A 24,547-nucleotide genomic window follows, 5' to 3' on the forward strand; every position below is an offset into this window, starting at 1 on the left:
TTGCGCCCCATGACGATCAATGCCGACCCCCAAGAGCTGGCCAAGTTTGGCGAGCTGGCCCATCGCTGGTGGGACCCCGAGAGCGAGTTCAAGCCGCTGCACCAGATCAACCCGCTGCGCCTCGCCTGGATCGACAGCCTGTGCCCGCTGGCCGGCCTGAAGGTGCTGGACGTGGGCTGCGGCGGTGGCATCCTCACGGATTCCCTGGCGCGCAAGGGCGCCGAGGCCCTGGGGATCGACCTCGCGACCAAGGCCCTGCGCGTGGCGCAGCTGCATGCCATGGAGGCGGGCACGCCCCGTGTGAGTTACCAGGAGATCGCCGTCGAGGAGCTGGCTGCGCAGCGCCCGGGCGCCTTCGACGCGGTCACCTGCATGGAGATGCTGGAGCACGTCCCCGATCCGGCCTCCGTGGTGAATGCCCTGCACACCCTGGTGAAGCCGGGCGGCTGGGTGTTCATGTCCACGCTGAATCGAAATTTCAAGAGCTTCCTGCTGGCCATCGTCGGCGCGGAGTACGTCCTCAAGATGCTGCCGGCCGGCACGCACGAGTACGCCCGCTTCATCAAGCCGGCCGAGCTGGCCCGCATGGCGCGCGAGGCCGGCCTGGAGCTGCACAGCAGCAAGGGCCTGAGCTACAACCCCTTCACCCAGCGCTACAGCCTGGGCAGCGACACCGACGTGAACTACCTGTTCGCGTTGCGCCGTCCGGCGTGAGCGGCCGTCCCATGGAAGCGTGCATGAGCCCGGATGCGGGCGCCGCGCTGCAGGCACGCCTGGCCGGGTTGCGGGCCGTGCTGTTCGACCTCGACGGCACCCTTATCGACAGCGCCCCGGACCTCGCCGGCGCTGCGAACGAGCTGCGTGCCTCCCGCGGTCTGCCGCCGCTGGACTACGCGCTGCTGCGCCCCATGGTGGGGGCGGGTGCACGGGGCATGCTGGCCGTCTCCCTGCAGGTCACGCCGGCCCATGCCGAGTTCGAGCCACTGCGTGTCGACTTCCTGGCGCGCTACGAGGCCCGGATGCTGCAGGAGACGGGCCTCTTCCCGGACGTCCCGCCCTTGCTGGAGGCTCTGGAGCGTGCCGCCATGCCCTGGGGCATCGTCACCAACAAGGCGGAGCGCTTTGCCTTGCCGGTGACCGCCGGCCTGGGATTGGCGGCGCGTGCGGGCGCCGTCATTGGCGGGGACACCACCCCGCATGCCAAGCCGCATCCCGCGCCCCTGCTCGAAGCGGCCCGCCGCCTGGGCGTGGCGCCCGGGCAGTGCGCCTATGTCGGTGACGACGAGCGTGACATCGTCGCCGGCCGTGCGGCCGGCATGCTGACCGTGGCGGCGGCCTGGGGTTACCTGGGGCAGGGCGAGCCTGTCGAGGCCTGGGGTGCCGATTTCATCGTCCAGACCCCCGAGGCCCTCTTGAAGTCCCTGCAACTGGCATAATATGAAGTTCTGAAAGGGGCCGACCTGGTTTCGACGTGGGTGCGGATCCGGAGTAGGGCATGCCGAGCACCAGTTCGCTCGTAAATCCACTGGAAAAAACTACCTGCAAACGACGAAAAGTTTGCCCTCGCTGCTTAATTAGCACGAGGCTCCGCAACAGTTGGCCTATGGGCTGGGGTGGCAACACCTGCGGAGTCATTCACATAGGCTGGTCGCCGGCCGGGCTGTACGGCAGGCGACGAGATTATTCAGCTGGCGGCGTCCAAAGCGTGCTCCTGCGCGTTGGCACCGTGAGAATCAAATCAGAGAGCTAAGCATGTAGAACTGCCCGGTGATGGCTTGCGGACGCGGGTTCAATTCCCGCCGGCTCCACCAACACAGCGTTCAGCGACCTCCGCTGACGCCCAAAAGGCCCAAGTCAACCAAGGACTTGGGCCTTTTTCTTTGTCCGCATCCGTGCCGCCCCAGACGGCCCCGATCGGCACGACCGTGCTGGCGTATGGAAGCTCACGCGCAGGAAGATGGGTGCGCCCATCGGCTCGATAGGCCTTGAGTGCCTCACGACCCTCAGGAGCTGGTGGCGACAAGGCGCCGCCAGTTCCGGATCCTCACCAACGTGCGGAGCCTCCCTGCTGATCTCCATCGATCACGCCGCCGTCCCCGGGGCCGGTCGCTGCGTGCCCGACGTCAGGCCCGGACGATCCGTCAGGAGGCGCGGCGGGTGGCCCGAGCCGGAAGGGGCCTTGGCCACTTAAGTTTCACCAAAGCCTGCCCGCCGGGTGCCCGCTACGCTGGCGAACGCAGGCATGTGCCTGCTCACCAAGCCATCCAATGGGTATATCGACCAACTCGATTCCTTCCCGTCAAACCCTGGCCGCCGTCGCCCTGGCGGCCGCAGTGGCAACCCTCTCTGGTTGCTACGTCGTGCCGATCGAGGCACGGCATGGGCATCCGCCGCCAGCGCCTGCCCAGGTGAGCGTGGCGCCTCCGGCCCCCGTGACCTTCCCGGTCCGGCTCTATCCCACCAATGAGCTGGCCTCCCGCTATGGGGTGGTCATCGCCGCGGTCACGAATGACCTGCACGGCAAGGGCGTCTTCACCACCAACATCAACGGCGAGTCCTTCACGGGCGAAGCCACGCGCAACCAGGATTCGCGTCGCACGGGCTTGGCCAATGGCGCCGGCAACCGTGGCGCCTATCTCTCGTGCACCTACACGATGAACTCTCCGACCCAGGGAACGGGCCAGTGCCGCCTGTCGGACGGTGCCGAGTTCTCGATGCACATGGGCCACTGACACCCGCCCCACGCCATCACCCGGCAACGGCCTGACACGGGCCGCCGCCGGGTGGACCCGGAGGCGCCTGGATCGGCTGGACAAGCCGCCAGGCGCCTCGTTCATGGGGAATCGCCCGCGGCGGGGCGAACGCCGACGCTGGCTCACGCCATGAGCTACCCGGCGCCGAACATGCACCGCATGGAGCAAGTTCAATTCTGGCAATGGACCCTGCGCGATCCGGCGACAGGGCGGGTGGCCCGCACGCCACGCAAGATGCGCGCCGAGGAGGCCCGGGCGCTGGATGCCATGGCACAGCGGGTGGACGGCACGCTGGAATGGCGCCCGGCCGGCGGCACGCCAGCGTCGGATCAGGCCGCCGATCCGCCAGGGATGCGCGAACGGCGGCGCAGTGCGACCGGCGTCAGCAGCCCCAGGGCGCCGAGCCCGCCAAGGGCCAGCGCCAGCGAGGCCGGCTCCGGCACCTGCGAGCAGCCCGGCTCACTGGCGCTGCAGCCCAGCTGCGCCGCGCGGCCCATGAAGACCTGCTCGTAGCCGTTGTTGAGGTCCCGGCCGAAGGGGATGCCGCCTCGCAGATCGCCCGTGCAGTGGCCGGGCGCCGTCGCGGCGTCGCAGCCCAGACGGATGTCGGCGTGGAAGGTGTACTTGGACAGGATGGCGTCATCGAGCACCGTGCTGAACAGGCTGTTCATCTGCGCATTCAGCTCGGGGAAGAGGATCGCGTAGGCGGCCTCGTTGGCACCGAGGTTGTGGTCCACCGGCTTGTTGCTGGTGGTGCTGCAGGAGACCGGGATGCCGAAGTTGTTGCGGCAGATGGCGCCGCCCGACAGCACATAGTCGGTCGCCGTGTTGTCGCCGGCCAGCGGTGCGCCGCCAAGCGAGCTGTAGGTGCCGACATCGCCCATGAAGGTCCCGCCCCCGCCCTCGGTGAACAGCGCATAGCGGCCGCCGCGGTTGGTGAAGTCGTAGTAGCCGAGGTTGGCGCCCGTGTCGTCGGTGATCCACACGCGGGCCCAGGCCGCCAGGCTTTCCGTGGCGGTACCCCCGCTCTTGGTCTGGTTGTTGTTGAAGAAGAAGACCATCTGGTCGGAGCCCAGGAAGGTCTTGAGCGAGCTCAGCGAGGCGTCCCAGGTGTTGGACAGATTGCCATTGATGGTGCCCTGCGAGCCGCGCGAGTTGCTGGCGTCAGGCCGGAAGAAGGGGGCACCGCCCGCGCCGTCGGGCGTGCGGTAGGCGTTGTCCATGCCGAGGAAGTTGGTGGTCGTCGGGCCACTCTCCGTGCCGGTGGCGAGAACGACGAGGTTGTCGATCTGCCCGGGCGAGGAGGGCACGTAGTAGGGGCATCCGGCCTTGGTGCCGCCGCATTGGTCGATGACCGCGAAGGGCAGCGAGTAGGACTGACCATCCCCGTATTGCACGTACTGCGAACTGCTCAGGTTCAAGGCCGGGCCGGCCAAGGCCTGCTGGCAGAGACCCAGGCAGGCCAGTACGGTGAAAGACAGCAGGGGAACGATGCGAAGACGACGGCTCATGGCAACTCCACGAAGTCATCCCGTCCATGAGCGTCCGCGATGGCGGAGGTCGGCTGGCGGACCCGTCCTGCGATCGCGACGGATCATGCCGACCCATCCTCGTCAGAGCGTAGGGACGCATAAGCCGTGCCCAGGATCAATGGCGAGCCAGATTCAAGCACTTGGGCGCGCGGCAAGGTCGTGGAGCGAACTTTGTGTCGGCGACTTGTCAAAAATCCCGACAGCCGGTCAGGTGCTCGCGCCTGCGCACCCGCGCCGTCGTTCGGCGATCCACTGCGCGGCACTACCATCGTCGCCATGACAGAGCTCGAGAATCCGAACGCCCCTTCCTCCCGTGACGCCGGGCCCCGCCTGCGGGCGCAAGGCCTGCGCTGGCAGCCGCCGCAGGGCGCCTGGCCGGGGCCGCATCCACTGCAGGACGGGCTGGATCTTGAGATGGGGCCAGGCCTGCACCTGGTCCTGGGTGGCGAAGGGCGGGGAAAGACGGCGCTGCTGGGTCTGCTCGGCGGCGTGCTGGCGCCGGCGTCCGGGGCCCTCGAACGGCGGCTGGCCAGCCAGGCCTGGCCGGATCCGCTGGCCGAGGCGCTCGACGGGCAGCTGTCGCGGGCTTGGCTGGCGGCCGAGCAGGCGCGGCACCCCCGCTGGAACGCCGGGGTGGCAAGCCGCCTGGAGCAGGCCTGGGCGCTGGCGCCGCATCTGGACAAGCAGCTGCACATGCTGTCCGCCGGCAGCCGGCGCAAGCTGGGTCTGCTGGCGGCGGCGGCCAGTGGGGCGGCCCTGGTGCTGCTGGATCTGCCTTTCGCCGCGCTGGACGGCAGCTCCCGGCGCGTCCTGCTCGAGGTGCTCGAGGACGCCGCCACGTCCGGCCGCCAGATCTGGGTGATGGCCGACTACGCACCGCCGCCGGGGCTGGAGGCCGCTCTGTTCGCGTCGCGGATCGACCTCGGCGATTGACCGCCCCGGCCCGCCGCGCATGCGCTAGCCTCCGGGCATCCACCGCCAACGGGTTCCACCCCGGACACACCATGAACCAAACCCTGCGCCTGTTGGGGCGCGCCACCTCGATCAACGTCCGCAAGGTGCTCTGGACCCTGGACGAAGCCGGCCTCGCCTACAGGCACGAAGCCTGGGGCGAGGGCGAGCTCTCCCTTCGGAGCCCGGAATTCCTGGCGCTCAATCCCCTGGGCATGATTCCCGTGCTGGTCGACGGGGACGCGGTGCTGCGGGAGTCGAACACCCTGTGCCGCTATGTGGCGGCTCGCGCGGGGCGCCAGGATCTGCTGCCGACCGAGGCACTGGCGCGGGCGCGGGTGGAGCAATGGATGGACTGGCAGGCCACGGAGCTGAACAACGCCTGGCGCTATGCCTTCATGGGCCTGGTCCGCAAGAGCCCGGCGCACCAGGATGCCGTCCTGCTGGCCCAGGGTCTGCAGGGCTGGAACGCCCAGATGGACGTGCTCGAGGCGCAGCTGCAGACCACGGGCGCCTATGCCGCGGGCGATGCCTTCACGCTGGCGGACGTCGTGCTGGGGCTCTCGCTCGAGCGGTGGCGGCAGACGCCGCAAGCCGCCCGGCCCTCGTTCCCGGCCCTGGAGGCCTACCACGCCCGGCTTTGCGAGCGGCCGGCCTTCCGGCGCCACGGGGCCAACGGCCAGCCCTGAGCCCGCTGCCGCGGGGTGTCACGCGCCGGCTTGACGCCGCCGCGGGCCGCCTCGACAGTCGCGGCATGGCATTCGATACCTGGGTTCTCTACCTGCTGGCCGCCACCGGCCTGTCCCTGTCCCCCGGCCCCAACGGCCTGCTCGCGCTGACGCATGGCGCGCTGCACGGGCGGCAGCGGGCCTTGTGGACCATCTGTGGCGGCGCCCTGGGCTTCGTGGGGGTGATTGCACTGTCCATGTTCGGCATCGCCGCGCTGCTCAAGAGCTCGCTGTTGTGGCTGACGGTGCTGAAATGGGTCGGTGGCGCCTACCTCTTCTGGCTGGGCGTGCAGGTGTGGCGATCGCCGCCAATCGGTGTGGACCTGCCCACCCAGGCGGCCCCGCGCAGCGGCGCGTCGATGTTCCGGCAGGGGGCGCTGTCGGCGCTGACGAATCCGAAGGGCCTGCTGTTCTTCGCGGCCTTCCTGCCCCAGTTCATCGATCCCACCCGCAGCCTGTGGGTCCAGTTCGCCATCCTTGCCGGCACCTTTGCCGTGGTGGAATTCCTCACCGAATGGGGCCTCGCGAGTGCCGCGCATCGCATCAGCCCCTGGCTCCAGCGGGTGGGGCGGCGTTTCAACCGGGGCTGCGGCGGGGTCTTCATGGCCCTGGGGGCGGCGCTGCCCCTGCGCGCCTGAGGGCGCCGGCCCGCCCATGAAAAACGGACGCCGCAGCGTCCGTTGTCTGTTGCGGGGAGGCGGCGTCAGTCCTTGATCGTCTGCAGCCGGCGGTTCACGCGCAGTGCCAGCAGCGTGGCCGCCACGCCCGAGAGCAGGTAGAGGCTCACCGAGATCAGGCCGAACTCCGCCGAGAGGCCCAGCGCCACCAGCGGCGCGAAGGCCGCGCCCAGCAGCCAGGCGAGGTCGGCCGTCAGCGCGGCGCCGGTGTAGCGGAACTGCGGCAGGAAGTTGGACGTCACCGTGCCCGCGGCCTGGCCATAGGACAGGCCCAGCAGGATGAAGCCGACGAGGATGAACATGTCCTGGCCCAGCGCGCCGCCCTTGAGCAGCGGGGGCGTCACCAGCGCGAAGAGCCCGATGGCGATGGCCACGGCGCCCAGCGTGCGGCGACGGCCGAAGGTGTCCGCCAGCAGGCCGGACAGCGGCATGGCCGCCGCGGCGAGCAGGGCACCGACCACCTGCACCACAAGGAAATCTCCCACGTCCTGCTTCGCGAACAGCAGGATCCAGGACAGCGGGAAGACCGTCACGATGTGGAAGAGGGCGTAGCTGGACAGCGAAGCGAAGGCGCCGATCAGCACGTTGTGGCCTTGCTGGCGCATCAGCTCGCCCTCGTTGCAGGGCTCCAGCTCATGGGCCTGCAGCTCGCGTTCGTATTCATGGGTGACGACCAGGCGCAGGCGGGCGAACAGCGCCACGACGTTGATCGAGAAGGCTGCAAAGAAGGGGTAGCGCCAACCCCAGGAGAGGAAGTCGGCGCTGTTCAGGTGCGTCCAGAGATAGGCGAAGAGCCCGCTGGCCACGAAGAAGCCCAGCGGCGCGCCCAGCTGCCCCAGCATGGCGTACCAGCCGCGCCTGTGCTCGGGCGCATTGAGGGCCAGCAGCGAGGGCAGGCCGTCCCAGGAACCGCCCAGTGCGAGGCCCTGGCCCACGCGGAAGAGCGCCAGCAGCCAGATGGCCGAGGCGCCGAGGGTGGCGTACCCCGGCAGCATGGCCATGCCCGCCGTGGACGCGCCCAGCAGGAACAGCGCGACGGTGAGCTTGACGCTGCGGCCCCAGCGGCGCTGGATGGCCATGCTCAGGAGCGATCCGATCGGGCGCACGACAAAGGCCAGCGCGAAGAGCGCAAAGGCATAGAGCGTGCCCGTGAGCGGGCTGGCAAAGGGGAAGAAGAGGGCCGGGAACACCAGCACGGAGGCAATGCCGTAGACGAAGAAGTCGAAATACTCGGACGCACGCCCGATCACGACCCCCACGGCGATGTCGCCCGGGGCGACGTTCTCCTGCTTCGAATCGGCCCCGCCGGGGCTGACCGCGCTCAAGGAATTCAGGGGCAGGGCACTGCTGGTAACCATGGGACCTGGGACAAAATGTCCAATCGTTGACATGGGTCAATCAGGATACATTCGCGCCCGAAACGCAAGCTCGTTAACCCGGCGCTGGTTATCCCGATGTATAGAAAACCCCTGTTGTCCCCGGCCTCCGTGGCCCCCGCTCTGCGCCGCTCCGTGATGGCGCTGGCAGCGCTGCCGCTGGCCGCCTGCAACACCGTGGTGATGAACCCCTCCGGCGACATCGCGCGCCAGCAGGCGGACCTCGTCACCACCTCGACGCTGCTGATGCTGCTGATCATCGTGCCGGTGATCCTGCTGACGCTGCTGTTCGCCTGGCGCTACCGCCAGTCCAACCAGGCCGCCACCTACACCCCCGACTGGGACCACAGCACCAAGCTGGAGCTCATCATTTGGGGCGCGCCGCTGCTGATCATCATTGCGCTGGGCGCGATCACCTGGATCAGCACCCACAAGCTGGACCCCTATCGCCCGCTGGAGCGTCTGGACGAGTCCCGCCCGATCCCCACCGGCGTGAAGCCGCTGGAGGTGGAGGTGGTGGCGCTGGACTGGAAGTGGCTGTTCCTCTACCCCGAGCAGGGCATCGCCACCGTCAACGAGCTCGCCGCCCCGGTGGATCGCCCGATCCGCTTCAAGATCACGGCGTCCACGGTGATGAACGCCTTCTACATCCCCGCGCTGGCCGGCCAGATCTACGCCATGCCGGGCATGCAGACGCAGCTGCACGCGGTCATCAACCAGCCGGGCCAGTTCGACGGCTTCTCCGCGAACTTCAGCGGTGACGGCTTCTCGCACATGCGCTTCAAGTTCCACGGCCTGTCGGAGGCCGACTTCAACGCCTGGGTCGCCAAGGCCAAGGCCGAGGGCAGCGAGCTGAGCCGTGCCGACTACCTGAAGCTCGAACAGCCCAGCGAGAAGGAGCCCGTGCGCCGCTACGCCCGCGTGGCCGACGGTCTCTACGACGCCATCCTCAACCGCTGCGTGGACAGCGCCAAGATGTGCATGGGCCAGATGATGGCCATCGATGCGGCCGGCGGCCAGGGCAAGGGCGGCGTGGACGGTGTTTCCCGCAAGGCCTGGGGCCAGGGCGAGAAGTCGTTCGTGACCGCCCAGTGCACCCCGGCCAACGCCGACCAGTTCCTCCCCGCGCCCGCCGCGGCCCGCCAAGATTGATCCGCTGAAGCTCCAAGATGTCTGACGCTCAAGACCTCAGCCGCCTCGTGTTCGGGCGGCTCACGTGGGACGCGATCCCCCTGCATGAACCCATCCTGCTCGCCACCTTCGCCGGCGTCGTGCTGGGCGGGCTGGCCATGCTCTTCCTGCTGACCAAGTACCGCCTGTGGGGCGTGCTGTGGCGTGACTGGATCACCAGCATCGACCACAAGAAGATCGGCATCATGTACATCATCCTGGGCCTCGTGATGCTGCTGCGCGGCTTCGCGGACGCCCTGATGATGCGGGCCCAGCAGGCCATCTCCTTCGGGGATCAGGTCGGCTTCCTGCCGCCGCACCACTACGACCAGATCTTCACCGCCCACGGCGTGATCATGATCTTCTTCGTGGCGATGCCCCTGGTGACGGGCTTCATGAACTACGTGGTGCCGCTGCAGATCGGCGCCCGTGACGTGGCCTTCCCCTTCCTGAACAACTTCAGCTTCTGGATGACCGCCAGCGGCGCCATCCTGATCATGATGTCGCTGTTCGTGGGCGAGTTCGCCCGCACCGGCTGGCTGGCCTACCCGCCGCTGTCGGGCATCCTGGCGAGCCCGGGCGTGGGGGTGGACTACTACATCTGGTCCCTGCAGATCGCCGGCGTGGGCACCACGCTCTCCGGCATCAACCTGATCGCGACCATCATCAAGATGCGCGCGCCGGGCATGACGATGATGAAGATGCCCGTCTTCACCTGGACCAGCCTGTGCACCAACGTGCTGATCGTGGCCGCCTTCCCGGTGCTGACCGCCGTGCTGGTGCTGCTCTCGCTGGACCGCTACATCGGCACCAACTTCTTCACGACGGACCTGGGCGGCAACGCCATGGTCTACGTGAACCTGATCTGGATCTGGGGCCACCCCGAGGTCTACATCCTGGTGCTGCCGGTCTTCGGCATCTTCTCGGAAGTCGTGGCCACCTTCAGCCGCAAGAAGCTGTTCGGCTATGCCTCCATGGTCTATGCCACGGTCGTGATCACGATCCTGTCGTACCTGGTGTGGCTGCACCACTTCTTCACCATGGGCTCGGGCGCCAGCGTGAACTCGTTCTTCGGGATCACGACCATGATCATCTCGATCCCGACCGGGGCGAAGATCTTCAACTGGCTCTTCACCATGTATCGCGGCCGCATCAACTTCGATGTGCCCATGCTGTGGACGGTGGGCTTCATGGTCACCTTCGTGATCGGCGGCATGACCGGCGTGCTGCTCGCCGTGCCCCCGGCGGACTTCGTGCTGCACAACAGCCTGTTCCTGATCGCCCACTTCCACAACGTCATCATCGGCGGCGTGCTCTTCGGCCTGATGGCGGGCATCACCTTCTGGTTCCCCAAGGCCTTCGGCTACAAGCTCGATCCGTTCTGGGGCAAGTGCAGCTTCTGGTTCTGGTTCGTGGGCTTCTACCTGGCCTTCATGCCGCTGTACGTCCTGGGCCTGATGGGCGTGACCCGCCGCATGAGCCACTTCGAGGACCCCTCGCTGCAGATCTGGTTCCAGATCGCGGCCCTGGGTGCCGTGCTGATCGCCCTGGGCATCGGCAGCTTCCTGATCCAGCTGGTGGTCAGCTACCTGCGTCGCGAACAGCTGCGCGACGAGACCGGTGACCCCTGGGACGGCCGCACGCTGGAGTGGTCCACGTCCTCGCCGCCGCCGGACTACAACTTCGCCTTCACGCCCGTCGTGCATGAGCTGGACGCCTGGCACCACATGAAGAAGCTCGGCGTGAAGCGCCCGACCAGCGGCTTCGTGGACATCCACATGCCGGCCAACACGGCCGCGGGCGTGGTGATCGCCGGCCTGTCGACCCTGTTCGGCTTCGCGATGATCTGGCACATGTGGCTCGTGGCCGGCGTGAGCTTCCTCGTGACGATCGTGGCCGTCCTCGTCCACACCTTCAACTACAAGCGCGACTACTACATCCAGGCCGATGCCGTGAAGCGCAGCGAGGACGCCCGCACCGCCCACCTGGCGGCGCTGGCCGCCCGCTGAACCGCTGCTGACCTGGAGGACCGATTCATGAGTCACACCATTTCCCTGACCGAAGCCGGCGGCGCGCCGCGCTTCTACGACCTGAAGGGCGAGCACCACCCGCAGCAGGGCACCCTGCTGGGCTTCTGGCTCTACCTGATGAGCGACTGCCTCATCTTCGCGGTGCTGTTCGCGGTGTTCGCGGTGCTGGGCAAGTCCTATGCCGCCGGCCCCTCGGGCGCCGATCTCTTCGACCTGCCCCTGGTGGCGGTGAACACGGGCTTCCTGCTGTTCTCGTCCATCACCTATGGGCTGGCGATGATCGCCATGAACCACGGCAAGAAGCAGCATCTGCTGATCTGGCTGGCGGTCACGGGTCTGTTCGGCGCGGCCTTCCTCGGCCTCGAGCTGTACGAGTTCGCCCACCTGATCCATGAAGGCGCCGGCCCGCAGCGCAGCGCCTTCCTGTCGGCCTTCTTCACGCTGGTCGGCACGCACGGCCTGCACGTCACCTTCGGCATCATCTGGCTCGTCACGCTGATGATCCAGGTGGGCAAGCATGGCCTCATCAAGGAGAACAAGCGTCGCCTGATCTGCCTGTCGATGTTCTGGCACTTCCTGGACGTGGTGTGGATCGGTGTCTTCACCTTCGTCTACCTGATGGGGTCGATGTGACCCACCCCCTACGGCCTGCGGCCGCCCCCACGAGGGGGCGCGCTTGGCAGCCCGGCAAAGCCGGATCTGCAAGCGCCGCTGGGCTTGGGAGGCCTACTGCTAAGACTGATTGAGAAGTCACATGAGCGAACAACATCACGATCAACACGCTGATCACGGCCACCACGACGATGACCTGGCCTACCACGCCACGGTCAAGGGCTATGTGATCGGCTTCCTGCTGTCCGTCGTGCTGACGGCCATTCCCTTCTGGCTGGTGATGGGCCAGGTGCTGCCGTCCAAGAACGCCACCGCGCTGGTGATCCTCGCCTTCGCGGCCGTTCAGATGGTCGTGCACATGATCTATTTCCTGCACATGAACAGCAAGGTCGAGGGCGGCTGGTCCCTGCTGGCGCTGATCTTCACCGCGGCGCTGGTGCTGATCATGCTGTCGGGCTCCATCTGGGTCATGTACCACATGAACACCAACATGATGCCCGTGCACGACATGCGCAACCTGCCCTGATGACGGACGATCGGTGCCTGCCGCCGATCGCATCACCATGACGCCTCCGCCCCGCCTCGCTGCCTCCCGTCGCCCCTCCTGGCGCCTGCTGGCGGTGACGCTGGGCGGTGCCGTTCTGGTCGCCGTCTTCCTCGCCCTGGCCACCTGGCAGTGCCAGCGTCTGGCCTGGAAGGAGGCGCTCATCGCCCGCGTGGCCGCGAGCCAGGCGGGCGCGCCGCAGCCGCTGCCGCCCGTGCAGGACTGGCCGCAGGTGCGGCGCGACACCCACGAGTACCAGCGTGTCCGCGTGAGCGGCCGCTTCGACCCCACCCGGGAGACGCTGGTGCAGGCCAGCACCGTGCTGGGCACCGGCTGGTGGGTCCTCACGCCGCTGCAGACGCCGGACGGCCGCTGGGTGCTGGTCAACCGCGGCTTCGTGGACGCCGCGCACCGCTCGCCGGAAGCGCATGCACCTGTGGCCGGCGAACTCACGCTGGAGGGCCTGCTGCGCCTGAGCGAGCCCGAGGGGCGGCTCTGGCAGCACAACGACGCGGGGGCAGGGCGCTGGTACTCGCGGGACGTGCCGGCCATCGCGGCGGCGCGCGGGCTCGCCGGCGAGGTCGCGCCCTTCTTCATCGACGCCAGCGAAGGCGCAGAAGGGCAGTGGCCCCGCGCCGGGCTGACCGTCCTGGCTTTCAGCAACAATCACCTCCTGTACGCCCTGACGTGGCTGGCCCTGGCGGCCATGGTGTCGGCGGCGGTGGTGTTTGTGTGGCGCTACGAGCGGCGCCAAGTCCCCGGAGCGGCAGCCCTTGAACCAGACGCTTGAAGCGCAGGAGCAGGCCGAGGTCGCGCACCTCGGTGCGGCCGGCCGCGCCTCGGAGGCGCTGGCCGGGCGGCGCAATCTGCTGCAGCTGATCCAGCTGCGCTGGCTGGCCGTGGCCGGGCAGCTGGCCACCATCCTCACGGTCCACTTCCTGCTCGCCATCCGCCTGCCACTGGCGGAGATGCTGACGCTGCTGGGCGCGCTGGCCCTCTTCAACCTGGCGAGCTGGCTGCACAGCCGCAGCGGGCGGGACGTGAGCAACGGCGCGCTGTTCGGCGGCGTGCTGATCGACGTCGCGGTGCTCAGCGGCCAGCTCTACTACAGCGGCGGCATCACCAATCCCTTCTGCTTCCTCTTCCTGCTGCAGATCGCGGTGGGCACGGTGCTGCTGCGCCCGGCCTACATCTGGGCCATGGTCTTCATCGCGAGCGTGAGCTTCATGACGCTCACGCATGTCTACCGCCCCGTGGCGCTGCCGGACGTGGACGTGCCGGCGCTCTCGGTGCACTTTGTGGGCGGCCTGCTGCTGTGCTTCCTGCTCAACGCGGTGCTGCTGGTCGTCTTCATGCACCGGATCGTGCGCAACCTGCGCCAGCGGGACGCAAGCCTGGCCAAGCTGCGCCAGCGCGCGGCGGAAGAGGAGCACATCGTGCGCATGGGCCTGCTGGCCTCGGGCGCCGCACATGAGCTCGGGACGCCGCTGGCCACGCTGTCGGTGATCTTGGGCGACTGGGCCCGCATGGCGCCGTTCGCGGGCGACCCCGAGCTGCGCGAGGAGATCGAGGAGATGCAGTTGCAGCTCAAGCGCTGCAAGACCATCGTCAGCGGCATCCTGCTGTCGGCCGGCGAGGCCCGCGGCGAGGCCCCGGCACAGACGCATCTGCATGCCTTCCTGGAAGAGCTCGTGACGCAGTGGCGCCGCACGCGCCCGGCCCGGGCGCTGCATTTCGAGGCCGGGGACCTGCCGGATGTGCCGATGTACTCGGACTTCGCGCTGCGCCAGATGGTCGACAACGTGCTGGACAACGCCCTCGAGGCCCGCCCGGACGGCGAGATCACGCTGCGCGCGGCACTGGAGCAGGACGGCGAGGTCCTGGCCCTCACCGTGCTCGACGAGGGGCCAGGTTTTGCCCCCGAGATGCTGGAGCGCTTCGGCAAGCCCTACCAGAGCAGCAAGGGCAAGCCCGGTGGCGGCCTGGGGCTGTTCCTGTCGGTCAACGTGGCGCGCAGCCTCGGTGGCAAGATCGAGGCCCGCAACCGCTGGGAGGGCGGCGCCGAAGTGGCCATGCGCCTGCCCCTGTCCAGCCTGAGCGTGCGGCGCGCGAGCGCCGCCCAACGACATCCGGAGTCCAAGCGTGGACGCTGAAGACCGCCTGCTGCTGATCGTCGAGGACGACGACAGCTTCGCCCGCACCCTGATCCGCTCCTTCGAGCGGCGCGGCTACCGCGTGCTGCGCGCGGCCCACCTGGCCGAGGTCCAGGCGCACCTCGCCGAGCACCGCCCGGGCTTCGCGGTGGTCGACCTCAAGCTGGCCGGCGGCGACTCCGGCCTCGCCTGCGTGCAGGCCCTGCATGCGCACGACGAGTCCATGGTGATCGTGGTCCTGACCGGCTACGCCAGCATCGCCACGGCCGTCGAGGCCATCAAGCTGGGTGCCCGCCACTACCTGGCCAAGCCCGCCAACACCGACGACATCGAGGCCGCCTTCGACAAGGCCGAAGGTGATGTCGAGGTCGAGCTCACCGAGCGCACCACGTCCATCAAGACCCTGGAGTGGGAGCGCATCCACGAGACCCTGGCCGAGACCGGCTTCAACATCTCCGAGACCGCCCGCCGCCTGGGCATGCATCGGCGGACGCTGGCGCGCAAGCTGGAGAAGCAGCGGGTGAAGTGAGGGGCGGGGCCAGGTCTTGCCTCCTCGGGCCTGCTTCCCGTTCATCCCATCCGCCGGCCCGCTCGACCCACCGTTCCGACCGCTCGTCTCGCCCCTGCCTTCCGGCACCCGGTGCCGCTTCGTTCCGCCGCTAGACTCCCGCCCACATCGGACGGCCCATGTCGGGGCCGACGAGCCTACCGACAAGAACGACGGGAGCGATCGTGAGCGAATCGAGTCAAGAGCGCGTGCCGGGCACGCAGGCAGCCACCCCCGAACCCACCCGGCTCAAGCGCGGCCGCTCGCGCTGGCGCCGCTGGCGCACGACGCTGATCGTGATCGGGGTGCTGGTCCTCGTCGGGGGCGGCTGGCGCCTGACGCATCCGCCCAAGCCGCCGGCCACGCCGCCGGTGGGTGAGGTGAAGCTGGCGGACATCACGCAGGTCGTGCAGGCCTCCGGCATCCTGCAGGCCCGTACCAAGGTGGACGTGGGCGCGCAGGTCAGCGGGCAGGTGCAGACGCTGCATGTGGAGCTCGGCCAGAACGTCAAGAAGGGCGACCTGCTGGTGAGCCTGGATCCCGAGATCGCCCGCAGCGACCTGGCGCAGGCCGAGGCCGCCGTGGCGCAGCAGAAGGCGCAGCTCGAGCGCATGAGGGTGGACATCGAGCTCGCCCAGCGCGAGGTGCAGCGCCAGCAGCGCCTGCTCGCCGGCAGCGCCACCGCGGGCCAGGAGGCCGAGAACGCGCAGGGGCAGCTGGACAAGCTCCAGGCGGACTTCCGCGGCCAGCAGGCCAGCATGCAGCGCCTGCAGGCGGACCTCGCCAAGCGCCAGCTCAACCTGGGCTACACCCGCATCACCGCGCCCATGGACGGCACCGTGGTCAACATCCCCGTGCAGGCCGGCCAGACCGTCATCGCCGTGCAGATCACGCCCGTGATGGTCGCGCTGGCACAGCTGGACACCATCACCGTCCGCGCCCGCGTGCCCGAGGCCGATGTGTCCTCGGTGAAGGTGGGTCAGGTGGCGAAGTTCTCGACGCTGTCCGGCGAGGGGCGGCAGTACGAGGGCCGGGTCCGCGTGATCCAGCCGGTGCCCGAGCGCATGGGCAACGCGGTCTACTACAACGTGCTTTTCGAGGTGGACAACAAGGACCGCAGCCTGCTCTCCGACATGACCGTGCAGGTCAACATCGAGACGGGCAGCGCCAAGCAGGTGCCCACGCTGCCGATGGTCGCGCTGGGCGAGCGCGATGCGCAGGGCCGCTACGACGTGCAGCTCTACCAGGCCGGCAGCGAGAACGATCCCAAGCACAAGCCCGAGACCCGCAAGGTGCGCATCGGCCTGCAGGACGGTGGCAAGGCGCAGGTGCTCGAAGGCGTGAAGCCGGGCGAGAAGCTGCTGCTGGCGCCCGTGGCCAAGAAGGCCGGTGACAGCGACTTCGGCGTCGTCATCGACTGAGGCCGCCATGAGCACCGCACACCAAGGCGTCCGGCGGGACGCGGGCAAGGGGCCGCCGCTCATCGAGCTGCGCGGCGTGGCGCGCCGCTACGTGATGGGCCGCGAGGACGACCCCGCCGCCGTGATCGTGCCCGCGCTGCAGGGCGTGAGCCTGCGCATCGAGGCGGGTGAGTACGTTGCCATCATCGGGCAGTCCGGCTCGGGCAAAAGCACGCTCATGAACATCCTCGGGTGCCTGGACAACCCGAGCGAGGGCCTGTTCCTGATCGATGGGCAGGACGCGAGCGAGCTGGATGCGGACGAGCTGGCGGCCCTGCGCCGCGAGCGCTTCGGCTTCATCTTCCAGCGCTACCACCTGCTGCCGGGCATGGATGCGCAGGCCAACGCCTCGCTGCCCGCGGTGTATGCCGGCGTGAGCACCGGCCAGCGCATGGGCCGTGCCGCGACGCTGCTGGCGGAGCTGGGCCTCGGCGAGCGCATGCACCACAAGCCCAACGAGCTTTCGGGCGGGCAGCAGCAGCGCGTGAGCATCGCGCGGGCGCTGATGAACGGCGGGCAGATCATCCTGGCCGACGAGCCCACCGGCGCGCTGGATTCCGCCAGCGGCCAGGAGATGCTGCGCCAGCTCGATGCCCTGCATGCGGCCGGCCACACCATCATCCTCGTGACCCATGACGCGAAGGTGGCGGCGCACGCCCGACGCGTGATCGAGCTCTCCGACGGCCACGTGCTGCGCGACAGCGGCACGCCCGCCGGCCATGCGGTGCCGCAGGCGGCGCTGGCGATGGCGTCCGGCCCGGGCAGCTTCTGGGCGCACTGGCGCGGGCAGCTGCGCGAGGCGCTCGGCTCGGCCCTCGGCGCGCTCTATGCCAACCGGCTGCGCTCCAGCCTCTCGATGCTGGGCATCTGCATCGGCATCACGGCCGTCGTCTGCACGGCGGCGCTGGGGGACGCGGCACGCCAGGGCATCGAGGGCAACCTCGGGGCCGCGGTGGCGAGCAAGCTGTGGGTCTGGTCCGACGCGAGCAAGCTGCCGCCCGGTGCCTTGCCGCGGGACTTCCGGCCCTACGAGCTGGAGGCCATCCGCGCCATCGACGGCGTGCAGGACGTGCAGGGCGAGCGCCGCATGATGGGCGGCCTGCGCCAGGGCACGCAGCAGGTCAACGGCCAGACCCTCGCCGCCACGACGGACACGCTCAAGAGCAACCAGATGACGCTGGCCCTGGGCCGTGATTTCACCAGCGCGGATCTTCAGGCCCGTGCGCAGGTCGTGGTCCTCAGCCACCGGCTGTGGCAGGACCTGTTCAAGGGCCGGGCCTCGGCCCTGGGCTCGACCATGCTGATCGACACGACCCCCGGCGCCGCCGAGGCCGGCATGCCCGGCGGGGCGGCCGCCGTGCCCATCGGCGCGGCGCTGCCGGTGCAGGTCATCGGCATCCTCAAGGAGAAGCGCGATGGCGACGGGGACGACGGCCGCTCGGCCACGCTGTACCTGCCGGTCAGCACCTACCTGAGCAAGATCGATGCGCGCCCGTCGGTGAGCAGCTTCCGCGTGATGGTGGCCAAGGGGCATGACCCGGCGCACATCGAGGCCCAGGTGAGGCACCGCCTCAAGGCCCTGCACGGGCAGCAGGACTTCGGCCTGTGGAACGGCGATGCCATGTTCCGCCAGGTGCAGCAGGTGATGGGCATCATCGCCGCCATCTTCACGGGCGTCGGGGCGATCGCCCTGCTCGTGGGGGGCGTGGGGGTCATGAACATCATGCTGGTCTCGGTGTCGGAGCGCACGCGGGAGATCGGCATCCGCATGGCGGTCGGGGCGCGGCAGAGCGATGTGCGCATGCAGTTCCTGATCGAGGCCGTGATGCTGTGCTGCCTCGGCGGGCTCGCGGGGCTGGCGCTGTCCTGGCTCGCGGCCCAGGGCGCGAATGCGGTGCAGGACAAGGTGACGCTGGACGTCAGCGGCAAGGCAGTGGCCCTGGCCTTTGCGGTCTCGGGTGGCATCGGCCTGCTGTTCGGCACACTGCCGGCCCGCCGCGCGGCGGCGCTGAGCCCGGTCGACGCGCTGGCGCGTGAGTGAGTGGAGGATTCCGAGATGAAGAAGATCAAGATGACGACGCACGGCATGCGGCGCTCCGCGCTGAGCCTGGCCGCGCTGACCCTGCTTGTGCTGGGCGGCTGCGCGGCCACCGGTGAGCTGCAGCGCCCCGCCGAGCCCCGCCTGCCCGAGCAATGGCAGCACGGCGCCCAGGCGGAGGCGCGGCCGCAGGCCTGGGCCGGCGCGCTCGACCCCGAGCTGCAGGCCTTCCAGCGCGAAGCCCTGGCTCGCAACCGCGACCTCGCCCTGGCGGCGCTGCGCTTCAAGGACGCCGAGCGCCAGCTCGCGCAGCAGGGCCTGCGCCTGCAGCCGTCGGCCTCGCTGAGCAGCTCGGCCAACCGCCCGCTGGAGTCCGGCGGTTCGAGCCGCTCGGTCAATGTGGGGGGCGTGCAGGTGCCGGTGGAAACGCGCGTGGGCTGGAACCACAGCTACAGCGCCTCGCTCTCGGCGAGCTACGAGCCGGACCTCTGGGGCCGGCTCGCCGCGCGGGACCGGGGTCTCGTGGCGCAGCGTGAGCAGGTGCAGGCCGACATCGCCGCCGCCCGCGTGGTGATCGAGGCCCGTGCGGCCGAGATCTACTGGACGCTCGGCGCCCAGGCCCGCCTGCGCCCGCTGGCGCAGGCGCAGCTGGAGGCTGCCGAGGAGCTGCTGCGCATCGTCAAGCTGCGGGTCCGCGAGGGCAAGCTGCTGCCGGTGGAGGTGGACCGCGCCGCGCAGTCCGTCCTGTCGGCGCAGCACCGCCTGGCGGACCTCGATGCCGAGACGCAGCTGCAGTCGCAGCAGCGGGCCCTGCTGCTGGACCAGCTGGAGCAGGCTGCCGACGCGCATCCGCCGGGGCGCCTGCCGGACGCCGCGCCGCCCGCCTGGGCGCTGGGCTCCCCGGCGCAGGTGCTGGGCGCGCGACCCGATGTGCAGAAGGCGCGCCTGCAGGTGGACGCCGCGCTGGCGGGGCTGGCGGTGGCGGAGGCCAGCCGCTACCCGAGCCTGAGCTTCACCGGCTCGATCGGCACCGGCGGCTCGCAGGTCCGCGACTGGCTCAGCCAGCCGGTGCTGAACCTGAGCTCGTCGCTGCTGGTGCCGCTCATCGACTGGCGGCGGCTGAACTACGAGCGCGAGGGCGCCCGCACGGGGCTGGAGCAGGCCGCGCTCAGCCTGCGCGACACCGTCCACAAGGCGCTGGTGGATGCCGAGGGCCAGTGGACGCAGCGCGAGAAGCTGCAGCGCCAGACCGACGCCCAGGCCCGGCGCGTGGCCGAGGCCCGCGAGAACGAGCGCCTGGCCGCCCTGCGCCTGGAGGTGGGCGCCATCGGCCGCAACGACTGGCTGCAGGCGCGCGTGGCGCTGCTGGAGGCGCAGCAATCGCTGCTGCAACTGCAGCTGCAGGGCTGGCTGAACCAGGCGGCGCTGTATCGCGCGCTGGGTGGGGCGTCGGCAGGCTGATGCGGGCTGAGGCCGTGGGCGCCGGCACTGACCGGTGCCGTGCCTCATCTTGCAGCAGCCTAGGCGCAGCCCCGTAGGCATCGGGGCTGTCGCACGCGCTCCAAGGGCCGTCCCCAGAGTTGTCCACAGAAGCTGTGGACGCCGGGCTCAGGCCTGCAGGTCGCGCTCGAAGGCGAGGCTGGCGCGCCGCTGGGCATCGCCCAGGTCACGGTAGAAGCGGTGCGCCTCCTCGCGATGCACACCGGAACGCAAGCGCAGGCGCGTGGCGCCCAGGGCCCGGGACCGCCGTTCGGCCTCCTGCAGCAGCCGGCGCCCCCAGCCACGTCGACGGTGCGACGCATCCACGACCAAGGCGTGCACCTCCACATAACCGTCGCTGGCGATCAGCGGGATCTGCTGCAGATGGCACAGGCCCGTCAGACCGACATCGCTCTCGCTCACCAGCAGCACGTGGTCCGCGCGCGCCGCCAGCCGCGCGAAGCGGGCCGCCAGCTCGGCGGCCGTGACCGGGTAGCCCAGCTGCCCGAGCAGGCCGGCCATCGCCGGGAGGTCCGACGCCGAGGCCTCGCGGATCAAGCCTGCCACGGGCTCAGTGCATGAGCTCGCGGATCACCGCCACCGGCGCGCTGCCGTAGCTCAGGAACTGGTCGTGGAAGGCCTTGAGCTCGAAGCGGTCGCCCAGCTGCTTCCGGCGCGCCTCGCGCAGGGCCATGATCTCGCTGTAGCCGCTGAAGTAGCTGGTGAGCTGCACCGAGGTCAGCTGCACGCGGCGCCACTTCTCGCGGGCTTCCTGCTCGGTCTGGAAGGCCTTGTGCGTGAGCAGTGCCAGGGCCTCGTCCTGCGTCATGCCCAGCACGTGCACGCTGTAGTCGAGGAGGGTGTTGGTGACGCTGCGCAGGTTCCACTTGCAGTACATGAGCCACATCTCGGGCGCATGGTCGCCGTAGCCGGCCTCGAGCATCATGCGCTCGCCGTAGACCGCCCAGCCTTCGATCATCGCGCCGTTGCCGAACAGCGCCTTCACGAGCGAGGGCGACTTGTTGGCGTGGATCAGCTGCGTGTAGTGGCCCGGGATGGCCTCGTGGATGTTCAGGATCTGCAGGATCCAGTGGTTGTACTCGCGCAGCGTGCTCTCGGCCTGCTCGGGCTTGAGGTCATCCAGCGGCGTGACGTTGTAGTAGGTGCGGTCCTGCGGGCGGTAGGGGCCGGGCGCCTCGATGCTGGCGCCGGCCACGCCGCGCTGGTAGACCGGCGTCTCGCGCACCTGCAGGGGCTTCTTCGGGTCGATGGTGAGCAGGTCCTTCTGCTGCAGGAAGGCCTGGAGCTGGGGAATCTGCTGGCGGATCTCGGCCAGGAAGTTCTCGGCCTTCACGTGCTTCACGGACAGCGTCTTGATGACGCGGTCGATCTTCTCGAGGCGGTCGGCCGGCTTCGAGGCGTCGCCCTGGGTCTGCGTCCAGAGCTGGTCGGCCAGCTCGTCCATCTTCGCGAGCAGCTGCTCGCGCGTGGCCAGGGCCTTCTGGTAGGTCTGCTCGGCGGTGCTGGCGGACTGGATGTCCAGCTGGAACTTGCGCTCGTACAGCTCGCGGCCGAGGCGGAAGCTGCGGGCCTTGCCGCTGGCGGCGAGCTGCTCGTCCAGGCCCTTGAGACGCTGCTGGTACTGCTTGACCGCCGTCCGTGCGGCCGCGAGGGCCGGCGCGAAGGCGTGGCGATCCGCCGCCGCCAACTTGCGCTCGGCCTGGGCGGCCTTCTCGATCTCGTCGAACACGGCCAGCGTGCCGTCGATCTGGCTCACGGCGAGCTGCGTGTGCTCGCGCGTGGGCGTGTCGAGGCTCGCATAGGCCGCCTCGTAGTACGCGGGCACGGCCTTCAGGCGGGCGAGCAGGGCCTTGAGGCGCTGGGCGCGGGGGGCGTACTCGGTGTTCAGGATCAGGTCCATCGCGCCGGCCACGTTGTAGTTCGACGGGTTCCAGGCGAACTCGCGCAGCGTCTGGAGGTACCAGGCGTCGGCGGCCAGCTTGTTCTGCAGCAGCACGAGATCGGTGCGGGCGCGGTCGGAGAGCCGCTCGGGCTGGACGGTCGCGAAGTGCGCCTGCCACTGCTGCGCGAAGGCCAGCGCCTTGTCGCGGCTGGCGGCGGTCGGGGCCGGCAGGCGGGCGGCGCCGTCATAGCGGCCGGCGGCCAGCGCGGCGTCGGGGTCCAGCTTCCACAGGGCTTCGATGAACTGGTGGGCCAGGCGGTCGAAGGCGCGGTCGGCCGCCTGCTGAGCGGGCGCGGCCGCCGTGGCGGCCGGGGCAGGGCGGGCGGGCGCAGGCAACTGGGCCGCTGCCAGCGCGGGCGGGGCCCAGGCCAGCGCCAGTGCCGCGCTCAGCGTGCCGAGCTGCAGGCCGAGCCGGGCGCCCAGGCGGGACCAGGAGAGGGAGAAGTGGGCAGGCGAATCAGCGCGCATGATGAGCTTTCTGGAGATCGGGCGCCCCGGTCGGACGCGGTGCGGCAGCATAGCGCCCCGCGCGCCGGCTGCCCCTCGGTTCCTGCCCCAGTCCGGCGGGCTCAGGGGCGAAGTTCGTACAGCGCGAAGCCCTCGGGATCGTCGCGCAGCCATCGGATGCGGGCGTCCTGCGTCAGCAGCCGGCGGGCGGCCGGGCTGCTGCGGAACTGCACGCGGCTGCCGGGCGGCACCTGCAGCGCCCAGCGGCCCTCGTCCGGCTCGACGTCGAAGCCCCGGCCGGCCTGCAGCAGGCGTTGCAGGGCCTCGCGGTTCTCGTCAGGCGCATCCAGCACCACGCGCGCCGGGCCCGCGGCCGGGAAGCTGCCGCCGCCGCTGGCCCGGTAGCTGTTGGTGACGAGCAGGAAGCGCTGCTCGTCCCGCACCGGCTCGCCGCGGTGGCGCAGCGCCGTGACGCGGTTCGTGTTCACGTCCGCCACGCGCCGCCCATCGGGGCCGTAGCGTGCCGGCTGGCTGAGATCGAACTCGTAGTCGAGGCCCAGGATCACGTCGTAGTTGAACGTCGGGTGGGCCTCGTCGATCAGCGCCTGCGGCGCGTCCGTGCCGGGCTCGATCCGACGGAACTGCGCCGCCGAGCGCTCCAGCCATTCCCGCAGTTCCGCGCCGCTGAGCTGCAGCACCTTCACGGTGTTGGGGTAGGGGTAGAGCTCGCTCACGTGCTTGACCGACATCGGCCCCGGGGCGATGTCCACATAGCTGCGCCAGCCCTGCCGGCCGCCGCTGCGGAAGGGCGCGGCAGCGCTCAGGAGGGGCAGGTCTTGCCAGCGCGTGCCGCGCAAGGCCTCGCGGGCGTACTGGCGCTGGGCGCGGGCCACGAGCGCCAGCGCCGCCGAGGGCTGGACGAGGTCGAAATAGCTGTGCAGCGGCCGCGGCGCCTCGGCCACGGTCTGGCGGATGAGGTCCAGCGTCGCCTGGTGCGCGGGCTGCAGCAGGGCCTCCAGCGCGCTGTCCGGCGCGGCCAGCGATAGGCGCTTCTGCGCATCGCGGATCGCGCGCAGGCTGCTGCGGCTGTCCGCCACCTGCCAGCGCCCGCGGCGCTGCTCAAGGGTCAGGTCGATCACGCCCAGGTGGCTGCCCCAGCTGCCGGGCATCACGGCCGGCACACCGTGGATGCGGCCCCGGGCGACGTCGGCGCCGCCATGGCGGGCAAAGGCCGGGCCCGGAAACTCGGCATGCGCGTGGCCCAGCAGCAGGGCATCCAGCCCGGGCAGCTGCGCGAGCTCGCCCGCGCGGTTCTCGGCGCCCTCGGGCTGCGGGGCGGCGTCGTAGCCGGTGTGGGCGACGGCGATCACGACGTCGGCCCCGGCCTGCCGCAGCCAGCGGATCTCCCGCCGGGCCGCCGCGACCATGTCCTCGACGACCACCCGGCCCTGCAGATGCTGCCGGTCCCACTGCAGGATCTGCGGCGGCAGCACACCCACGAGGCCGATGCGCAGGCGCTGCGGCCGGCCCGCATCGTCCCGGAACTCGCGCTCCAGCAGGGCATGCGGCGCGAACACCGGGCGGCGGCTGCCGGCCTCGCGCAGATTGCTGCTGATCACCGGGAAGCCGGCCTCGGCGTAGGCCTGACGAAGAAAGGGCAGGCCGAAGTTGAACTCGTGGTTGCCGATGTTGGCGGCGTCGTAGCCCAGCAGGCGCAGCGCCTGCAGCGCGGGATGGCGCCCCTGCGCGAGACCCTGCCGTGCGGCCACGTCCCCCATCGGCGAGCCCTGGATCAGGTCGCCGTTGTCGATCAGCAGGTGATTGGGCTGCTCCGCGCGGGCCTGGGCGATGAGCGTCGCCACGCGGGAGAGGCCCTGGGCGTCGCTCGGCTGGTCCTGGTAGTAGTCGTAGGCCAGGAGATTCATGTGCAGGTCGCTGGTCTCCATCACCCGCAGGCGCAGCGTCTGGGCCTGCAGGGCGGTCCCGAGGGCCAGGCCCGCGAGTGCGAGGAGGCTGCGGTGCAGCCGGGGAATCGGTCGTCGTTCTTGCATCCGGCGAGCGTATCGCAGCCGGCGTCCGGGAGCGGC

Annotated in this window: 21 protein-coding genes and 1 other RNA gene; 17 read left to right on the forward strand and 5 right to left on the reverse strand. The window is 69.9% G+C overall.

Translation table 11 applies throughout. From position 1 onward, the window contains the following. The first annotated feature begins 9 nt into the window (after positions 1-9). The 4 genes from ubiG to QRD43_RS15345 all read left to right on the forward strand — a co-directional run bounded on the left by ubiG (position 10) and on the right by QRD43_RS15345 (position 2,732). Entirely contained in the window at positions 10-714 is a 705-nt protein-coding gene (ubiG, locus tag QRD43_RS15330) for a bifunctional 2-polyprenyl-6-hydroxyphenol methylase/3-demethylubiquinol 3-O-methyltransferase UbiG (protein ID WP_285983375.1), read from the forward strand. A 23-nt stretch (positions 715-737) separates the two neighbouring features. After that, positions 738-1,436, forward strand: coding sequence for a phosphoglycolate phosphatase (gph, locus tag QRD43_RS15335; RefSeq protein ID WP_285983376.1), 699 nt, complete (start codon positions 738-740; stop codon positions 1,434-1,436). Between the two features lie 15 nt (positions 1,437-1,451). Further along, positions 1,452-1,811: a transfer-messenger RNA gene (gene ssrA, locus QRD43_RS15340) on the forward strand. Positions 1,812-2,333: 522 nt separating this feature from the next. Then, positions 2,334-2,732: a hypothetical protein gene (locus QRD43_RS15345; protein WP_285983377.1), complete on the forward strand. Its 399-nt coding sequence runs from the start codon at positions 2,334-2,336 to the stop codon at positions 2,730-2,732. Between the two features lie 350 nt (positions 2,733-3,082). On the opposite strand, the gene QRD43_RS15350 is transcribed toward QRD43_RS15345, so the two are convergent. Next, entirely contained in the window at positions 3,083-4,264 is a 1,182-nt protein-coding gene (locus QRD43_RS15350; RefSeq protein WP_285983378.1) for a PEP-CTERM sorting domain-containing protein, read from the reverse strand. A 297-nt stretch (positions 4,265-4,561) separates the two neighbouring features. On the opposite strand from QRD43_RS15350, the gene QRD43_RS15355 reads away from it, so the two are divergent. The 3 genes from QRD43_RS15355 to QRD43_RS15365 all read left to right on the forward strand — a co-directional run bounded on the left by QRD43_RS15355 (position 4,562) and on the right by QRD43_RS15365 (position 6,602). After that, entirely contained in the window at positions 4,562-5,218 is a 657-nt protein-coding gene (locus QRD43_RS15355; RefSeq protein WP_285983379.1) for an ATP-binding cassette domain-containing protein, read from the forward strand. 71 nt (positions 5,219-5,289) lie between these two features. Then, positions 5,290-5,925: a glutathione S-transferase family protein gene (locus QRD43_RS15360; protein ID WP_285983380.1), complete on the forward strand. Its 636-nt coding sequence runs from the start codon at positions 5,290-5,292 to the stop codon at positions 5,923-5,925. Positions 5,926-5,990: 65 nt separating this feature from the next. Beyond that, complete coding sequence (locus tag QRD43_RS15365) at positions 5,991-6,602, forward strand: LysE family translocator (protein ID WP_285983381.1); 612 nt, start codon at positions 5,991-5,993, stop codon at positions 6,600-6,602. Between the two features lie 65 nt (positions 6,603-6,667). Here QRD43_RS15365 and QRD43_RS15370 read toward each other — a convergent pair whose 3' ends face one another. Then, positions 6,668-7,999, reverse strand: coding sequence for an MFS transporter (locus QRD43_RS15370; RefSeq protein ID WP_285983382.1), 1,332 nt, complete (start codon positions 7,997-7,999; stop codon positions 6,668-6,670). A 156-nt stretch (positions 8,000-8,155) separates the two neighbouring features. Here QRD43_RS15370 and cyoA point away from each other — a divergent pair, with 156 nt between their 5' ends. From cyoA to QRD43_RS15420, 10 genes are all read left to right on the forward strand, one after another. Next, positions 8,156-9,169, forward strand: coding sequence for a ubiquinol oxidase subunit II (gene cyoA, locus QRD43_RS15375; protein WP_285983635.1), 1,014 nt, complete (start codon positions 8,156-8,158; stop codon positions 9,167-9,169). Positions 9,170-9,186: 17 nt separating this feature from the next. Further along, a complete protein-coding gene (gene cyoB / locus QRD43_RS15380; RefSeq protein WP_285983383.1) occupies positions 9,187-11,196 on the forward strand; it encodes a cytochrome o ubiquinol oxidase subunit I in 2,010 nt (669 codons plus the stop codon). A 27-nt stretch (positions 11,197-11,223) separates the two neighbouring features. Then, positions 11,224-11,850 carry a cytochrome o ubiquinol oxidase subunit III gene (cyoC, locus tag QRD43_RS15385; RefSeq protein ID WP_285983384.1) on the forward strand — a complete coding sequence of 209 codons (627 nt, stop codon included), beginning with the start codon at positions 11,224-11,226 and terminating at the stop codon, positions 11,848-11,850. A 121-nt stretch (positions 11,851-11,971) separates the two neighbouring features. Continuing rightward, a complete protein-coding gene (cyoD, locus tag QRD43_RS15390; protein ID WP_285983385.1) occupies positions 11,972-12,355 on the forward strand; it encodes a cytochrome o ubiquinol oxidase subunit IV in 384 nt (127 codons plus the stop codon). A gap of 37 nt (positions 12,356-12,392) precedes the next feature. Continuing rightward, a complete protein-coding gene (locus QRD43_RS15395; protein ID WP_285983386.1) occupies positions 12,393-13,163 on the forward strand; it encodes an SURF1 family protein in 771 nt (256 codons plus the stop codon). Next, on the forward strand, positions 13,147-14,526 hold the full coding sequence (locus QRD43_RS15400) for an ATP-binding protein (protein ID WP_285983387.1): 1,380 nt from the start codon (positions 13,147-13,149) through the stop codon (positions 14,524-14,526). The genes QRD43_RS15395 and QRD43_RS15400 overlap by 17 nt, the downstream gene beginning before the upstream one ends. Beyond that, positions 14,516-15,055: a response regulator transcription factor gene (locus QRD43_RS15405; protein ID WP_285983388.1), complete on the forward strand. Its 540-nt coding sequence runs from the start codon at positions 14,516-14,518 to the stop codon at positions 15,053-15,055. Before QRD43_RS15400 ends, QRD43_RS15405 begins: the two co-directional genes overlap by 11 nt. 203 nt (positions 15,056-15,258) lie before the next feature. Continuing rightward, positions 15,259-16,494: an efflux RND transporter periplasmic adaptor subunit gene (locus QRD43_RS15410; protein ID WP_285983389.1), complete on the forward strand. Its 1,236-nt coding sequence runs from the start codon at positions 15,259-15,261 to the stop codon at positions 16,492-16,494. 7 nt (positions 16,495-16,501) lie between these two features. Continuing rightward, on the forward strand, positions 16,502-18,574 hold the full coding sequence (locus QRD43_RS15415) for an ATP-binding cassette domain-containing protein (protein WP_285983390.1): 2,073 nt from the start codon (positions 16,502-16,504) through the stop codon (positions 18,572-18,574). Between the two features lie 15 nt (positions 18,575-18,589). Then, positions 18,590-20,032 carry a TolC family protein gene (locus QRD43_RS15420; protein ID WP_285983391.1) on the forward strand — a complete coding sequence of 481 codons (1,443 nt, stop codon included), beginning with the start codon at positions 18,590-18,592 and terminating at the stop codon, positions 20,030-20,032. 147 nt (positions 20,033-20,179) lie between these two features. On the opposite strand, the gene QRD43_RS15425 is transcribed toward QRD43_RS15420, so the two are convergent. From QRD43_RS15425 to QRD43_RS15435, 3 genes are all read right to left on the reverse strand, one after another. Continuing rightward, positions 20,180-20,617: a GNAT family N-acetyltransferase gene (locus QRD43_RS15425; RefSeq protein ID WP_285983392.1), complete on the reverse strand. Its 438-nt coding sequence runs from the start codon at positions 20,615-20,617 to the stop codon at positions 20,180-20,182. Between the two features lie 4 nt (positions 20,618-20,621). Further along, entirely contained in the window at positions 20,622-22,481 is a 1,860-nt protein-coding gene (locus tag QRD43_RS15430; protein ID WP_285983393.1) for a DUF885 domain-containing protein, read from the reverse strand. A gap of 101 nt (positions 22,482-22,582) precedes the next feature. After that, on the reverse strand, positions 22,583-24,511 hold the full coding sequence (locus tag QRD43_RS15435; protein WP_285983394.1) for a bifunctional 2',3'-cyclic-nucleotide 2'-phosphodiesterase/3'-nucleotidase: 1,929 nt from the start codon (positions 24,509-24,511) through the stop codon (positions 22,583-22,585). Positions 24,512-24,547 lie beyond the last annotated feature (36 nt).

This window comes from Roseateles subflavus, from assembly GCF_030285365.1.
GTDB lineage: Bacteria > Pseudomonadota > Gammaproteobacteria > Burkholderiales > Burkholderiaceae_C > Roseateles_B > Roseateles_B subflavus.

Bases quoted from the DNA above. Each gene is read 5' to 3' on its own strand.
- ubiG (WP_285983375.1), top strand. From the start codon at position 10: ATGACGATCAATGCCGACCCCCAAGAGCTGGCCAAGTTTGGCGAGCTG.
- gph (WP_285983376.1), top strand. From the start codon at position 738: ATGAGCCCGGATGCGGGCGCCGCGCTGCAGGCACGCCTGGCCGGGTTG.
- QRD43_RS15350 (WP_285983378.1), bottom strand. From the start codon at position 4,264: ATGAGCCGTCGTCTTCGCATCGTTCCCCTGCTGTCTTTCACCGTACTG.
- QRD43_RS15355 (WP_285983379.1), top strand. From the start codon at position 4,562: ATGACAGAGCTCGAGAATCCGAACGCCCCTTCCTCCCGTGACGCCGGG.
- QRD43_RS15360 (WP_285983380.1), top strand. From the start codon at position 5,290: ATGAACCAAACCCTGCGCCTGTTGGGGCGCGCCACCTCGATCAACGTC.
- QRD43_RS15365 (WP_285983381.1), top strand. From the start codon at position 5,991: ATGGCATTCGATACCTGGGTTCTCTACCTGCTGGCCGCCACCGGCCTG.
- QRD43_RS15370 (WP_285983382.1), bottom strand. From the start codon at position 7,999: ATGGTTACCAGCAGTGCCCTGCCCCTGAATTCCTTGAGCGCGGTCAGC.
- cyoA (WP_285983635.1), top strand. From the start codon at position 8,156: ATGGCGCTGGCAGCGCTGCCGCTGGCCGCCTGCAACACCGTGGTGATG.
- cyoB (WP_285983383.1), top strand. From the start codon at position 9,187: ATGTCTGACGCTCAAGACCTCAGCCGCCTCGTGTTCGGGCGGCTCACG.
- cyoC (WP_285983384.1), top strand. From the start codon at position 11,224: ATGAGTCACACCATTTCCCTGACCGAAGCCGGCGGCGCGCCGCGCTTC.
- cyoD (WP_285983385.1), top strand. From the start codon at position 11,972: ATGAGCGAACAACATCACGATCAACACGCTGATCACGGCCACCACGAC.
- QRD43_RS15395 (WP_285983386.1), top strand. From the start codon at position 12,393: ATGACGCCTCCGCCCCGCCTCGCTGCCTCCCGTCGCCCCTCCTGGCGC.
- QRD43_RS15415 (WP_285983390.1), top strand. From the start codon at position 16,502: ATGAGCACCGCACACCAAGGCGTCCGGCGGGACGCGGGCAAGGGGCCG.
- QRD43_RS15420 (WP_285983391.1), top strand. From the start codon at position 18,590: ATGAAGAAGATCAAGATGACGACGCACGGCATGCGGCGCTCCGCGCTG.
- QRD43_RS15430 (WP_285983393.1), bottom strand. From the start codon at position 22,481: ATGCGCGCTGATTCGCCTGCCCACTTCTCCCTCTCCTGGTCCCGCCTG.
- QRD43_RS15435 (WP_285983394.1), bottom strand. From the start codon at position 24,511: ATGCAAGAACGACGACCGATTCCCCGGCTGCACCGCAGCCTCCTCGCA.